The sequence below is a fragment of the Streptomyces sp. NPDC088732 genome (genome assembly GCF_044751205.1).
Lineage (GTDB): Bacteria > Actinomycetota > Actinomycetes > Streptomycetales > Streptomycetaceae > Actinacidiphila.
Genome location: NZ_JBIVLI010000003.1, coordinates 89,979 through 103,192, shown reverse-complemented (window position 1 = coordinate 103,192; position 13,214 = coordinate 89,979). Strand labels below are relative to the sequence as shown.

The window sequence follows — 13,214 nt, the reverse complement described above, 5'->3', positions numbered from 1 at the left end:
CCCAGGAAGCAGCGGGCCGGTTCCCGGCCCGCCACCGGTCTCCGCCGGCGCTTGGCTGGGGTGCGGGACGCCACTTCCGGTCCCGCAGCCAACGCCGCCGTGCACGCCGCACGGCCTTTCGCAGGGAGCTTCCGACATGACTTCGACCTGGCTCATCACCGGCGCGACCTCGGGCTTCGGCCGCATGGTCGCCGAGCGCGCGCTCGCCGGCGGCGCCTTCGTGATCGCCGTCGGTCGGCGCGGCGACCGGCTCGACGACCTGGCGGACCGGGCCCCGCGGGGACGGGTCACCACGCTCCCGCTGGACATCACCGCGCCCGGCGCGGAGCAGGCACTGGCCGACGCCGTACGGACGGCGGGCGGGCTGGACGTCCTGGTGAACAACGCCGGTTACGGGCTGTTCGGCCCCGTCGAGCAGATCGACGCCGACAACGCGCGCGCGATCTTCGACACCAACGTGCTGGCCAACCTCGCCGTGCTGCGCGCCGTACTCCCGGCACTGCGCGCGTCCCGCGGCCGGATCATTCAGATCTCCTCGCTCAACGGCCAGCTCGCATGGGCCTCCTCCGGTCTGTACTCGGCCTCCAAGGCCGCCGTGGAACTCGCCAGCGAAGCGCTCGCGCACGAACTCGCCCCCACGGGTGCGAAGGTGACCATCGTCGAACCCGGCATCTTCGCGACCGAGTTCGCCACCAGCCTGCTGGTCGTCCCCCCGCACGAGGCGTACGCGCCGACCGTCGGGAAGTTCCTCGACGACTTCTCCGCGCTGCCCCCGTCGGCGTTCGGCGACGCCGGGAAGGTGGCGGACGCGATCATGGCGGTCGCGTCGATGGACGAGCCGCCCCTGCGCCTGGCCGTCGGCGCGGACGCCGTCGAGCAGATCCGGGCGTCGCTGCGCTCCCGTCTGGCCGAGCTCGACCGCTGGGAGTCCTTCGTGCCCGCGGCGGCCGGCTGAGTACCGCGGGCGCGTACGGACGCCCCTGCCCCCGGACGCGGCCTGCGTCCGGGGGCAGGGAGCCGTTGTGCGGCGGGTCCTGCGGCCGGTCAGGTGGACCAGACCTGGAACTCCGAGAGCTGACCGGCCGGCCAGCCGGTGTTGGCGCCGATGTTCAGGCGGATGTAGCGCTGGGTGGTGGCGGGGAAGGTGATCGTGACCGTGTTGTCGGTGGCCGGGTCGAAGGTGTACGCGGCCGAGGACTTGACGGTGGTCGGATTGGACGGGTCGGTGCCGCCCAGCACGGACAGGGTCTGGGTCCGCGCCCCCCAGCCGGCGGGCAGTTGCAGCACGATCCTGGACACGCTGCGGGCGGCCCCGAGGTCGACCTGCACCCACTGCGGGAACGCGTTGTTGGCGCTCTCCCAGTAGGTCGACCGGGAGCCGTCGGTCACGTTCGACGAGGGATAGACGTCGGTGTGGCTGGACTCGCTCGTCGGCCGTCCCGCGGCCAGGTTGCCGCCCGTGCCCCCGGTTCCGGTGCCCGACAGTGCGATGGTGGTCGGGCTGTTGGCCGCGTTGCTGGTGACGGTGACCGTACCGGTGCGGGTGCCGGTGGCCGTCGGGGTGAAGGTGATGCCGATCGTGCAGGAGGCCCCGGCGGCGATGGACGTCCCGCAGGTGCTGGTCCGTGCGAAGTCGCCGCCGGCGGTGACCGAGGAGATCGAGGCCGCGGTGCCGCCGGTGTTGGTGACGGTGACGGACTGCGCGGCGCTGGTGGTGTTCAGCGTCTGGCCGCCGAAGGCGAGCGAGGTGGGCGAGGCCGACAGAGTGGCAGGAGGGGAGCCGTCTGCCGCGGTGAAGGTGAAGGAGTTGAGATTCCAGCCGCCGTTGTCCTGCTGGAGGGTCAGGACCTGGCGGCCCGCCGGCAGGGTCACCCTGGTGGTGGCGGTGGCCCAGTTCTGCCAGTCGCCGGTGGCGGGGATGCCGACGGCACCGCTGAGGTCGGCACCCGAGGCATTCGACAGGTGCAGGGCTCCGGTCACCGCCGAGGGTGCCGCCACGCGCAGGCCCACCGTGTACGTTCCCGCCGCGGCGACGTCGACGGTGTAGCGGAACCACTGCCCGCCCGCGGTCCAGCCGAGGTTGTGGCCGCCTCCGGTGTCCGAGGTCGCCTCCAGGTCGACGCCGTCGGCGCGGTAGCCGTTGGCGGTGCCGTTGACGCTCGTGACGTTGTAGGCGACGCCCTGGCCGCCCGTGTCGTAGTTCTCCGCCCGGACGGTGCCGGGGACCGCCGCGGGAGTGCCGCCGTAGGGGCCCTCCGGTCCGGAGGGCTCCCAGTTGTTGCCGGTCAGCGTGGCGGTGAAGCCGCCGGAGTTGTTGACGAAGGCCGTGGCTCCGGCGCGCAGGCCCGTGACGGTGTTGCCGGTGATGGCGGCGGAGCCGGTCGGCGCGGGGTAGAACGGCGGTGAGACGGCGATGCCGTTGCGGCCGGGGCCGGTGACGGTGTTGTCCTGCAGCAGGGTGTTGGCCGATGTGGAGAAGCCGATGCCGTCGTAGAGCGAGTCGGCGACTGTGTTGCCGGTGGCGGTGACATGGTCGACGACGCCGGTGTTCTGCCCGTCGCCGCCGTTGCCGATGTGGAACGCGGGCTGCCCCTGGCTGTAGGCGTTGCCGCCGGAGCGGACCACGGTGTTGCCGGAGACCTCCGCGGACAGCAGGTCGCTGCCGTTGACACCGAACCGGCCCGCGCCCAGGCCGATGTAGCGGGCGGTGTCGCTGATGTAGTTGCCGGTGACGTGGTGGCCGCTGCCGCCGTAGATGCCGATGCCCTTGCCGCCCCATGGCGCGATCGAGGTGTTGTTGCTGACGGTGACGTCGGTCATCGGCTGGTAGAAGGTCTGGGAGCCGTCGCCGTTGGTGTTGTAGCGGACCGAGTTGATGGCGATGGCGTCGTCCCCGGTGCCGCGGACGAAGTTGTTCGTGACGGTGAGGTTGTTGCCGGTGTCGGCGCCGAGCGAGACGTTGTTGACGTTGATGCCGTCCGCCCAGATCGCGGTCAGCCGGCTGTTGCGGACGGTGCCGCCGGTGCCCGAGGCCCAGAAGCCGGACATGGTGTGCTGGGTCCAGATGCCGTCGGCGACCCAGTTGGTGCCGGTGGTGTCCATCGCGCCGCCGTCGCCGCCGATGGTGCTGCGGCTGACCGCGTTGGCGTCGATGTGGAAGTTCTGCACCGTGCAGGAGGTCACGTCGAACAGCGCCGCCAGCGGCGTGCTGTTGGGGACCGGGACGTCGCGGTAGACGGTGCTGTACCAGAGGCCCGCGCCCGCGATGGTGATGCCCCGCGCGGTCAGGCCGGTGGTGCCCTTCACGTAGAAGGTGCCCTGCGGGATCCAGAGGACCTTGCCCTGCGACTGGGCCTGGTCGATGCAGTTCTGGATCGCGGCCCGGCTGTCCACCGCCTGGCTGTCGGCGGCGCCGTTGGTCGGGGTGTTGTCGGGGACCGCACCGCAACTGGCAATTGATATCGAGTTCGCCGGCTGGGCGAGGGGAGCCGGCGGGTTCTCCACGTCGACGGAGTCCACGTCGTAGAAGGACGCGCTGTTCGCCGCGTCCTTCCGGAGCGAGAACGTGGCGCCGGCCGGGATCGGCGCGCCGGTGACGAAGGCGTGCGACTCGTCCCAGAAGACCCGGGGACTGCCGTCCGCCGGGTTCTGGTTGTCGCTGGTGTTGTAGTTGTTGTTGCCCTCGTACACCCAGGTCTGCTTGGAGTTGAGGCTGAGGGCCTGCCGGAAGACGCCGTCCACGTACAGGTTCAGCGTCGCGGTCGTGCCGCCGCCGGAGGGGGAGTCGGGGATGGCGGCGCGGACGTTGAGGAAGCTGATGGGCGCCCCGGTGGTGTTGGTCCACTGGACGGAGTTCCCGGTACCGCTCAGGTGCACATAGGCGTGGCCGGACGCTTCGAGGGCGGCGCTGGAGTACTGCGTGGTGGGCGGCGACGTCAGCGAGGTGACGGTCGCGCCGCCGCCCGGTGTGCCGGCCTCGGCCTCGTAGATCCTGAACGCGGTCGTCGCACCGGCTGCGGCGGCGCCGGCCGTGCTCGACGCCGCCTGGTCGGCCCGCTGCGCGGCGGCGCCCGCGGGTAAGGCGGAAACGCACAGGGTGGCGGCCGCCGCGAGGGCGATCGCCACCAACCTGTGCCCGGCGCGGCGTGCGCCGCGCGAACGTCTGGGGATCGCCCGCATCTGAAGCTCCTTCAGGAACGTGGAGAACCGGCGACCCGAACGTACCGACCGTTACCGGGGGTTGCAAGGTTCCGAGCAGGCGCAGCAAAATCCGTGCACATCAGTGGAAGATTGACACGTTGGGCGGCTGTTGCCGCCTTGAGCGCGGCGTCGTCACGGACCCGGCATCGACTCCACCCACTGAGCACGCCAGTCGGGCCGGGCGAACGGATCGGCGAAGTACTGGGTCTCGTGGGCGACCTTGCCCTCGCGGAACTCCATGATGCTGACGGTGAACGCGGGCCTCCCGTCGTACGCGATCACGTACTCGGTGATCCAGAGATCGCCACTGCCGAGAATCCTGCGGACGGTGAAGTCGAGTTCGGCCGGATGATGCGAGCGCAGCGCCTGCAGATCGCGGCGGCCCTGGATGCGCTCACCGGACTGGGGATAGTCGGTGATCACGTCGTCGTGGTAGATCTCGTGCTCGGCGTCCTGGTCCCCGGCGGCCGACGCCGCCCAGTGCCGGTCCAGCGCCGCCCGGTTCTCCTGCTCCCCCATCGCGTTGCCTCCGATCACGGCGGTGCCGGGCGAGTTCCCTGCGCGGTCGGGCCGGGCGGCGCAATGACGCCTCGGCGGACGTCAGTCGAAGACGATGACCCGGCGGCCGACCACGTCACCGCGGCCCAGGGCCTCGAGGTTCTCGTTGACGTCCTCGAGCTCGACCTTGGTGACGTTGTGCTTGACGAGTCCGGCGTCGGCGAGGGACAGCACCTCGACGAGGTCCAGGTGGTTGCCCCAGAAGGAGCCGAGATAGGTCAGCTCCGTGCCGATGAAGGGGAACTGCTTGTGCTCGACGCGGTGGCTCATGAGGCCGACCGCTGCCAGCGCGCCCTCCGGGCCGAGCAGGTCGAACCCCATGGAGACGGACTCCGTGCTGCCGACGCAGTCCAGGACGGCGTCGATCGTCCGCCGGCCGGTCAGCTGCTCCAGCTCGTCCTGGATGGCCTGCGCGGACTTGTCCTTGACGTTGATCCCGTAGTCCGCGCCGTTCTCCTTCGCCACGTCCAGCTTGCTGTCCTTGCGGGCCAGCGCCACCACCGTCGCGCCGCCGCCGAGCAGTTTCGCGTACTGGACCGCGTAACTCCCCAGCCCGCCGATGCCCGTGACCGCGACGGTGCGGCCGGGCCCGAGCTTGCCCGCGTCGCGGAGCTTTCGCATCCCGCGGTACGGGGTCATGCCCGCGTCGGTCATCGGGGCCAGGAGCTCGGGGGTCTTCGCGGCCTCCTCCGAGACCGGGATCGCGTGGCGGTACTCCACGGCCATGTACTCGGCGAAGCCCCCGGGCGGGCCGAAGCCCACCCAGCGGCCGTCGCCGCTGCACAACTGCTCGTTGCCCTCGCGGCACTGCCGGCAGGTGCCGTCTCCCCAGCTGGGGTTGACCACGACCATGTCCCCCTCGGAGTAGCCCGCCGTCTTCGGCACGCCGCTGCCGAGTCCCGCCACGCGTCCCGTGACCTCATGACCGGGGATGTAGGGGAGCTCGACGGGGAACGGGACCTTGAAGTAGCCGTCGAGGAGCTGGTAGTCGCTCCGGCACATGCCTGTCGCGGCGACCTTCAGCAGAATCTCGTCCGCCCCGGGCTGGGGCACGGGCACCTCGTCGATTCGAAGGGGTTCCTGATATCCGTACATCCGGGCTGCTCGCATCTGCATGGAATGTGCCTCGCTTTCACCGGCAGGCAGCGTTGGAACCCGCAGTGCCGCGGCCGCCGCGCCCGCCGCTCCGGATACCTCCATGCTCGCGTGCCTGTTCGTGCCCCGCATCCGGTGCCCGGCCGGCACCCGTGGTGACGTGCGGCGATGCGAGGGGGCGGTAAAATGGTGGTTCTTGACCAGGATTCGCCGCCCGCTTCCCGGGGTCGGGACTGCCCGATTCGGCGTTCCCGAAGGATTGCCATGATCAAACCGTACGGCCCCTACGATTTCCTGCCGCCCATCCCGGAATTCACCGTGACCTCCGAGTCCGTGGCCGACGGCGGGCGACTGGCCCGCGAGCAGGTGAGCGGCATCCTGGGAGCGGGCGGGTCGGATGTCTCGCCCCAGCTGAGCTGGTCCGGCTTCCCCGAGGGGACGCGCAGCTTCACGGTGGCGATGTTCGACCCCGACGTCCCCACCGCCTCGGGCTTCTGGCACTGGGCGGTGGCCGGGCTGCCCGCCTCCGTGACCGCTCTCCCGGCCGGGGCCGGTGACGGCGGGGATCTGCCCGGTGGCGCGATGACGTTGCTGAACGACGCGGGGCACCGGAGATACCTCGGCCCGGCGACGCCTCCGGGCAACGGCCCGGACCGCTACTTCCTCGTCGTGCACGCCGTCGACGTGGAACGGCTGGAGATCTCCGCGACATCAACCCCCGCCTACATGGACTTCCTTCTGTTCGACCACGCCGTCGCCAGGGCCATGATGCACGGCACCTTCGAGCGGCCGTGAACGGAGCGCGCGGTCAGTCCCCGGCGGTCAGCGCATACACCTTCTCGTCGTCCCCGGCCACGTAGACGACGCCGTCCGCCACGGCCGGTGCCGAAGTGACCTGACCGCCGGCGGCGTAGGACCAGCGGACCTTGCCCGAGGCCGTGTCCACCGCGTACAGCTTGCCGTCGCCCGCGTAAACGGTGTCGCCCACCGCCGCGGAGCCTGTCGCGAAGGCGGCGTCCGTGAGCCTGACGAGCCACCGCTTGCCGCCGTCGGCCGCGTCGACCGCCGCGAACTTCCCGGCGGTCCCCGTGTCGTCGAGCGCCCCGGCCGCCCAGCCGAACATCACGCCGCCCGCGCCCGCCTGCACGTCGACGCCCTCGTTCGTCCACCGCGGCTGCCCGGTGTCGGCGCGGAGCGCGTACGTGGTGTGCCGGTAATTGCTGTACACGTACACGGTGCCGTCGGCGACGGTGGGGGTTGCGTCGAGGTAACTCCGTGTGTCGTACGACCACTTCCTCCGGCCCGTGGCCGCGTCCAGCGCGTACAGACGGTAGTCGTAACTGCCGATGTAGACGGCACCGTCGGCCACCGCGGGCGAGGACATGATCTTCGCGCCGGTGCGGTAGGTCCACTTCTCCTTGCCGGTGACGGCGTCCACCGCGTGGACCTCACCGTTGTCGGTCGCGAAGTACACGGCACCGCCGGCCACCGCCGGAGTGGACCGGACCCCGAAGGGGGTGAAGGACTTCCACTTCAGCCGGCCGGTCGCCGCGTCGAGCGCGTACAGGCTGCCGTCCTTGCCGCCGACGTACACGGTGCCGCCGTCCACCGCGGGGGACGCGTCCTTCCAGCTTCCGGCGCCGTACGACCACTTCGTCCGGCCGGTGGCCGCGTCCAGCGCGTACACCGTGCCGTCCTCACCTCCCGCGTACACGGTCCCGCCGGCCACCACGGGCCTGGCGGACACCTTCTCCCCGAGGCTGACGGCCCACACCTGCTTCACCTGCGGCTTCTTCCCGGCGCCCACCGGGTCGTGCCGATCGCCCCTTCCGTGGTCACCGCCCCCGACCCAGGCGGCCACTCCCACGCCCGCACCCGCCGTCAGGAGCAGCGCGGCACACGCCGTCACGAGCCGGCGCGCGCGACGGCCCGGGGGGCGATCCGGCGGGTGGTCCGTGTCGGAGGACACCGCGCCGGCGCCCGGGTCCGCCTCGGTGAGCGGGGCCGTCCGTGCGGGTTCCTTCCCCGGCTCCGCCGTCGACGCCGCGGCCCCGGAGGGCGTCATGGCGCGAAGGATGTCACGCACCTCCACGGCAGAAGCGGGCCTGTCATCGGGCTTCTTCGCCAGCAGTCGCGCGATCAGCTCGTCGAGGACCGCGGGGACCTCCGGCCGCCGGGCACTGGGCGCCTCCGGCTCCCGGTGCACATGGGCGAACATCAGCGCACTCGTCGACAGGTCGCCGAAAGGGCTGCTGCCCGTGAGGAGCTCGTGCAGAACGCACCCGAGCGCGTACAGGTCGCCCCGGGCGTCCTGGCGGCCCTTGTCGAACCGCTCCGGCGGCATGTACGCCAAGGTGCCCATGACCCGGGTGTCGGACAGCGTGCCGGTGTCCACGTGGCGGGCGATGCCGAAGTCCAGGACCTTCACGCCCCCGGACCCGGTCAGCATCACATTGGCCGGCTTCAGATCGCGATGGACGATGCCCGCCTCATGGGCGGCCGCCAGGGCGTCGGCGATGAGCGCCGCCCAGGTGACGGCCTCGGCGATCGAAGGCGTCCCGGCCTCGTTCAGCACCTGCCGCAGATTGCGCCCCTTGACCAGCTCCATCACCAGGAGCAGCGTCCCGTCCGCGTCCTGGCCCAGATCGAAGACGGTGACCACACCGGGATGGTTGAGCGCGCCGGCCGTCCGCGCCTCACGGAAGAACAGCTGCGTCGCGTTGTCACCCGTCGCGTGCGACCGCAGCAGTTTGACCGCGACGTCGCGGCCGATCACCCGGTCACGGGCCGACCAGACCTCGCCCATCCCGCCCCGGCCCAACTCGGCCCGCAACTCGTACCGGCCCGCCAGAACGCGCCCCACGCCAACCCCCACCCGGTCACCCCCGCCCTGCCTCACCGGACTCGGAAGCAGGACCAGGGCATGCTAGTGGACCGCCTCCGGCCGGCTCCGGCCGCGGCCGTCCCACCTCCGGCAGGGACGGCGGACGACCACCCGTTTCGCCCGTTTCCCTGCGTGTGTGGGACACGACGCGGCGTATTTGGTGGCGGAGGAACTGGATCATCGGGTAAGTAGATACCAGGACCCCATACGGGATCCGCCGGCGTACCCATCGGGTGCGTCGCATCAGCATGATGTGAGGGACGAACACAGTGGCATCAGGCGTCGTGAAGTGGTTCAACTCGGAGAAGGGCTTCGGCTTCATCGCTCAAGACGGAGGTGGGCCGGACGTCTTCGCCCACTACTCCAACATCTCCGGCAACGGCTATCGCGAGCTCGTCGAGGGTGAGCAGGTCACCTTCGACGTGACGCAGGGACAGAAGGGCCCGCAGGCGGAGAACATCGTCCGCGGCTGACTCCTGCCCCTCCGGGCGAGAACTTCGTGCGGGGCCGCCCTCTCCGGGGGACGGCCCCGCACACGTGCGTCCGGCCCGGGCCGGACGCGCACAACGAACGGCCGCCCCCGACGAGGGGCGGCCGTTCGTGGATGCAGTGTTCCAGTGCCAGTCCTGCCTGCTCTTCGACCATAAGGGCCGAGTCCCGTTCCCGCACGGCGTGTCACCTTGTCATCGGCCCGACGGGTGACGGAGCGGCACCTCACGGCCCGCCACCTCAGGGCTGGAGTCCGGTCCGACAAGGGACACCGGATCGACCGCGGCGAGGATCGAGGCCCCGGTCACCACCCCGGTCGGCATCGGATGCCCCGGATGTACGCTTTGCGCGGGTCGTACCGGGTAGGCGCCCGTCATGGCCGCATACGACGCCGGCCCCTACGTCCCCCGCGGCGTCGACCTGGCCGGACTGCGGCGGGCGGCGGCCGGGTGCCGTGGCTGCCCGCTGTACGCCGATGCCACGCAGACCGTCTTCGGCCGGGGTGAGCCGTCGGCGCGCGCGGTGCTGGTGGGGGAGCAGCCGGGGGACCAGGAGGACCGTCAGGGCAGACCCTTCGTCGGTCCCGCCGGGAAGGTCCTGGACCGTGCGCTGGCGGAGGCCGGGATCGATCCCGGCGAGGTCTACGTGACCAGCGCCGTCAAGCACTTCAAGTTCACCGTGCCCGAGCGCGGCAAGCGGCGCATCCACAAGCAGCCGACCCTGCGCGAGGTCTCCGCATGCCGACCCTGGCTGACCGCCGAGCTCGAACTGCTCTCCCCGGACATCGTGGTGGCCCTCGGCGCCACCGCCGCCAAGGCCCTGATGGGACCGGAGTTCCGGGTCACCCGCCAACGCGGCGAGCTGCTGACGCCGGGTGTGCCGCTCGACGGCGCGCGCCTCCTCGCGACCGTCCACCCGGCGGCGGTGCTGCGCGCCGGCGAGGACCGGGAGGCGATGTTCCAGGGGCTGGTCGCCGACCTGCGGATCGTGGCCGCCCTCCTGTCCTGAGAGGCGGGCCGGCGCCGGTGCCGGGGCCGGTCAGGACGTGCCGCGTCCGCCGACGAAGTCCCGGACCCGGTCGACGAGGCCTGCGCCGGGGGCGAGGAGCTTGTTGACCGGAGGGGTGTCCGGTGCGCTCGGGTGCGGCCTGGTGGGCGCGACCTTCTTGGCCCGGCGGACCTGGTTTCCCAGTTCCATGAGCCGTTCGGAGGTGCAGGCCCGGGCCAGGCTGGGGAAGAGCTGCTGCTCCTCCTCGCGCACATGCTCCGTGACGTCGGTGATCAGCTTGAGCACCAGGGCGTCGAACCGCGTGTCGTCCACGTCGACGTCCTCCAGGTCCTTCAGGACCTGTTCGACCTCGGCGTGCTCCTGGATCTCCTTGTCGGCCATCGGCCCGCCGCCGGGTACGTGCTCGCGGACGGCCGGGTACAGGTACATCTCCTCGGCGACCGAGTGCCGTACGAGCTCGATGGTCAGGTCGTCGAGCACGTCGCGGCGCTGCTTGTCGCCGAGGGGGAGGGCCCGCAGGCGGGTGAAGTACTCCTCGACCTCGCGGTGGTCCGCCGTGAGCTCTGCGATGACGTTGCCGCCGTGTCCCATCACGATCTCCTTTCCGGACGGAGGCTTCCTCTCAGTCGGCTGCCCGGTCTCGCGGCGGGCACGCGTCCGTCACTGCCGCGGGCCTCAGTCCGCGGCGAGCCGGATGCGGGCCCAGAGCGGGAGCACGAACCGGCACAGCAGGTACCGGAGCAGGACCACCCGGCCAACGTGAGCCGCGCCGTCCAGCGGACGGCTTCGGGCTCGATGCGCCGCCCCGACGCCAGGCGGCTGAAGGACACCGGGCCGATCAGCACCCCCGTCGCGCAGGCTCCCAGGACGACCGTGACGATGCAGATCGCCTTCCGATACCTCGACGCCCACCGCAGCGTGGAGGGGGCCCGACCGGGCCGGGGCACGCCAGGGGGCGAATACATGCGGGCCGGAAACAAATCGGTTGCGCGGTGTGAGGCGCCCGCTAGGATCCTGACGATCCTGGAGTGCCGGGCGCGGAATGCGGCCCGGTCGTGACGAGAGAGAGGGGGTGCGTCGTCGTGGTTGCCGCCGTGATGCGGCGCGCCCTCGTGTGCGCGCCAGACGCCTTCCCTCGTTGCCTTCCCACCGGCTGATACCGCGCGTTCGCTGACGCGCCCTCCGGTGGGTCCTTTCCACAGGAGATCACCACAGTGCGTGAGCGCTTTGCCGACGGCGAGTCCTTCGCCCGTATCCGCCCCAAGGGCAAGAACCGGCGCAACGGCCGTGACGACGAAGCCGCGTTCGAGGGGGCCTTCCCCGAGTACGCGGAGCGGTGGCCCGTCGCAGCCGGGAGTGCCGACAGCACCGCCGATGCCTTCGCCGAAGGCGACGAGGACACCTACGGCCAGGACACCACCGCCTCGCCCGACGGGCCTCCCCAGGGCGACCGCTGGTCCACCTGGGACCGGTCGACCCCGACCGAGAAGGGCCCCGAGCCGCGCCCCTCGTGGGTGGTGACGGACCTGGCCGCCGTCGACACCGAGCTCGGCATCGTCAAGACGGGCAAGGAGGCCGACGTCTTCCTGATCGAGCGGTCGGTGCCCGGAACCGGCCGCCGCACCCTGATGGCCGCCAAGCGCTACCGCGACGGGCAGCACCGCATGTTCCACCGCGACTCCGGATACCTGGAGGGGCGCAGCCACAAGGAGTCACGGGTCAGCCGGGCCATGGCCAAGCGCACGGCCTTCGGCAAGGAGGCCATCGCCGGCCAGTGGGCCGGCGCCGAGTTCGCGGCGCTGTCCCGGCTGTGGTCGGCGGGGGTGGCCGTGCCCTACCCCGTGCAGATCCTCGGGACCGAGATCCTGATGGAGTTCATCGGGGACCCGTCGGGGACGGCCGCTCCGCGCCTGGCCCAGATCCGCGCGCAGGAAGCCGAGCTGGACGACCTGTGGGAGCAGCTCGGCCGCAGCCTGTCGCTGCTCGCACGCGACGGATACGCGCACGGCGACCTCTCGGCCTACAACATCCTGGTCCACGAGGGGCGTCTGGTCGTCATCGACGTGCCCCAGATCGTCGATGTCATCGCCAACCCGCGGGGCCGCTCGTTCCTGGAGCGGGACGTCCGCAACGTCGGCGCCTGGTTCGTCTCCCGCGGGCTGGCGGAACGACGTGTCGAGGAACTGGCGCGGGCGCTCGCCTTCGACGCGCGCCTGGACTGAGCGCCCGCGGCTCGCGTTGTGCCCGCCGGCCCGGACCCGGACCCGGACCCCTGCCCGGGTCCGGGTCCGCGCGGGTGCCGCGTATCAGGCCTGGAACTCGGTGAGGTCGATGGCGTGGATACGCAAGGGGAGGCCGTACTCGGGGTGGGTGGTCTCGCGCAGCGGCGTCATGCCGAGTTTGCCCATGACGTTCTCCGAGGCGGTGTCACCGATCCGGGCGATGCCGAGCAGGCGCTCCAGGCCCCGGTCCTGGAGCGCGAACTCCATCGCGGCGTGGGCGGCCTCCGAGGCGTAGCCCTGACCCCAGAACTGCCGGCCCAGCCGCCAGCAGACGGACACCTCGGGCATCACCTCCGGCAGGAACTCCGGCAGGGTCAGGCCGGTGAACCCGGCCAGTTCGCCGGAGGCCAGCAGCTCGACCGCGAAGAGGCCGAAGCCCTCCTCGTCCCACTCCTCCTCCCACCGCTCGACGGCCTCCGCCGTCTGTTCCAGGTCGCGCACGGAGCCGTCGCCGACCCAGCGCATCACGCCCGGGTCGGAGTTGATCTCGGCCATGGGGACCAGGTCGTCGTCCTGCCAGCGGCGCAGGAGAAGGCGGGGGGTCTGGATCTCGGTCATGGGTCCATTGTCCCGAAGGGCGGGGGAGCGACGGCAACCGGCGCGGCGCCGGTCAGGGCCATGGGGACGGCGACGGTGCGTATACGCCGCTCGGCGTCCCCTGACAACCGATGTTGTCCATCGATACCGGTGTCGCCTAC

Annotated in this window: 12 protein-coding genes; 5 read left to right on the top strand and 7 right to left on the bottom strand. The window is 71.4% G+C overall.

Features of this window, described 5'->3' with window-relative positions; genetic code table 11:
• Window positions 1-136: 136 nt before the first annotated feature.
• Complete coding sequence (locus ACIP9H_RS05965) at window positions 137-955, top strand: SDR family NAD(P)-dependent oxidoreductase (protein ID WP_401581519.1); 819 nt, start codon at window positions 137-139, stop codon at window positions 953-955.
• A gap of 89 nt (window positions 956-1,044) precedes the next feature.
• Here ACIP9H_RS05965 and ACIP9H_RS05960 read toward each other — a convergent pair whose 3' ends face one another.
• The 3 genes from ACIP9H_RS05960 to ACIP9H_RS05950 all read right to left on the bottom strand — a co-directional run bounded on the left by ACIP9H_RS05960 (window position 1,045) and on the right by ACIP9H_RS05950 (window position 5,874).
• A complete protein-coding gene (locus tag ACIP9H_RS05960; RefSeq protein ID WP_401957755.1) occupies window positions 1,045-4,179 on the bottom strand; it encodes a discoidin domain-containing protein in 3,135 nt (1,044 codons plus the stop codon).
• 153 nt (window positions 4,180-4,332) lie between these two features.
• Window positions 4,333-4,719: a nuclear transport factor 2 family protein gene (locus ACIP9H_RS05955; protein WP_401957752.1), complete on the bottom strand. Its 387-nt coding sequence runs from the start codon at window positions 4,717-4,719 to the stop codon at window positions 4,333-4,335.
• Between the two features lie 81 nt (window positions 4,720-4,800).
• Window positions 4,801-5,874: an NAD(P)-dependent alcohol dehydrogenase gene (locus tag ACIP9H_RS05950; RefSeq protein ID WP_401581512.1), complete on the bottom strand. Its 1,074-nt coding sequence runs from the start codon at window positions 5,872-5,874 to the stop codon at window positions 4,801-4,803.
• A gap of 243 nt (window positions 5,875-6,117) precedes the next feature.
• Here ACIP9H_RS05950 and ACIP9H_RS05945 point away from each other — a divergent pair, with 243 nt between their 5' ends.
• A complete protein-coding gene (locus tag ACIP9H_RS05945; RefSeq protein WP_401957749.1) occupies window positions 6,118-6,648 on the top strand; it encodes a YbhB/YbcL family Raf kinase inhibitor-like protein in 531 nt (176 codons plus the stop codon).
• Between the two features lie 13 nt (window positions 6,649-6,661).
• Here the strand turns inward: ACIP9H_RS05945 and ACIP9H_RS05940 are convergent, their stop codons facing one another.
• Window positions 6,662-8,716: a PQQ-binding-like beta-propeller repeat protein gene (locus ACIP9H_RS05940; RefSeq protein ID WP_401957746.1), complete on the bottom strand. Its 2,055-nt coding sequence runs from the start codon at window positions 8,714-8,716 to the stop codon at window positions 6,662-6,664.
• A gap of 290 nt (window positions 8,717-9,006) precedes the next feature.
• Between ACIP9H_RS05940 and ACIP9H_RS05935 the strand changes: the two genes are divergently transcribed.
• Complete coding sequence (locus ACIP9H_RS05935; protein ID WP_319662387.1) at window positions 9,007-9,210, top strand: cold-shock protein; 204 nt, start codon at window positions 9,007-9,009, stop codon at window positions 9,208-9,210.
• A gap of 391 nt (window positions 9,211-9,601) precedes the next feature.
• Window positions 9,602-10,234, top strand: a complete 633-nt coding sequence (locus ACIP9H_RS05930) for a UdgX family uracil-DNA binding protein (RefSeq protein WP_401581504.1) — start codon at window positions 9,602-9,604, stop codon at window positions 10,232-10,234.
• Between the two features lie 30 nt (window positions 10,235-10,264).
• Here ACIP9H_RS05930 and ACIP9H_RS05925 read toward each other — a convergent pair whose 3' ends face one another.
• The gene (locus ACIP9H_RS05925; protein ID WP_401581502.1) at window positions 10,265-10,825 is read right to left on the bottom strand and encodes a hemerythrin domain-containing protein; all 561 of its coding nucleotides are present in this window, start codon (window positions 10,823-10,825) and stop codon (window positions 10,265-10,267) included.
• Window positions 10,825-11,199: a DUF6328 family protein gene (locus ACIP9H_RS05920; protein WP_401581500.1), complete on the bottom strand. Its 375-nt coding sequence runs from the start codon at window positions 11,197-11,199 to the stop codon at window positions 10,825-10,827. Before ACIP9H_RS05920 ends, ACIP9H_RS05925 begins: the two co-directional genes overlap by 1 nt.
• 249 nt (window positions 11,200-11,448) lie before the next feature.
• On the opposite strand from ACIP9H_RS05920, the gene ACIP9H_RS05915 reads away from it, so the two are divergent.
• Window positions 11,449-12,456, top strand: a complete 1,008-nt coding sequence (locus ACIP9H_RS05915) for a serine protein kinase RIO (protein WP_401581498.1) — start codon at window positions 11,449-11,451, stop codon at window positions 12,454-12,456.
• An 84-nt stretch (window positions 12,457-12,540) separates the two neighbouring features.
• Here the strand turns inward: ACIP9H_RS05915 and ACIP9H_RS05910 are convergent, their stop codons facing one another.
• Window positions 12,541-13,074, bottom strand: a complete 534-nt coding sequence (locus tag ACIP9H_RS05910) for a GNAT family N-acetyltransferase (RefSeq protein ID WP_401581497.1) — start codon at window positions 13,072-13,074, stop codon at window positions 12,541-12,543.
• Window positions 13,075-13,214 lie beyond the last annotated feature (140 nt).

Excerpts from the sequence above, each read along its gene's own strand:
- ACIP9H_RS05965 (WP_401581519.1), top strand. The coding sequence starts at position 137 with ATGACTTCGACCTGGCTCATCACCGGCGCGACCTCGGGCTTCGGCCGC.
- ACIP9H_RS05960 (WP_401957755.1), bottom strand. The coding sequence starts at position 4,179 with ATGCGGGCGATCCCCAGACGTTCGCGCGGCGCACGCCGCGCCGGGCAC.
- ACIP9H_RS05955 (WP_401957752.1), bottom strand. The coding sequence starts at position 4,719 with ATGGGGGAGCAGGAGAACCGGGCGGCGCTGGACCGGCACTGGGCGGCG.
- ACIP9H_RS05950 (WP_401581512.1), bottom strand. The coding sequence starts at position 5,874 with ATGCAGATGCGAGCAGCCCGGATGTACGGATATCAGGAACCCCTTCGA.
- ACIP9H_RS05945 (WP_401957749.1), top strand. The coding sequence starts at position 6,118 with ATGATCAAACCGTACGGCCCCTACGATTTCCTGCCGCCCATCCCGGAA.
- ACIP9H_RS05930 (WP_401581504.1), top strand. The coding sequence starts at position 9,602 with ATGGCCGCATACGACGCCGGCCCCTACGTCCCCCGCGGCGTCGACCTG.
- ACIP9H_RS05925 (WP_401581502.1), bottom strand. The coding sequence starts at position 10,825 with ATGGGACACGGCGGCAACGTCATCGCAGAGCTCACGGCGGACCACCGC.
- ACIP9H_RS05920 (WP_401581500.1), bottom strand. The coding sequence starts at position 11,199 with ATGTATTCGCCCCCTGGCGTGCCCCGGCCCGGTCGGGCCCCCTCCACG.
- ACIP9H_RS05910 (WP_401581497.1), bottom strand. The coding sequence starts at position 13,074 with ATGACCGAGATCCAGACCCCCCGCCTTCTCCTGCGCCGCTGGCAGGAC.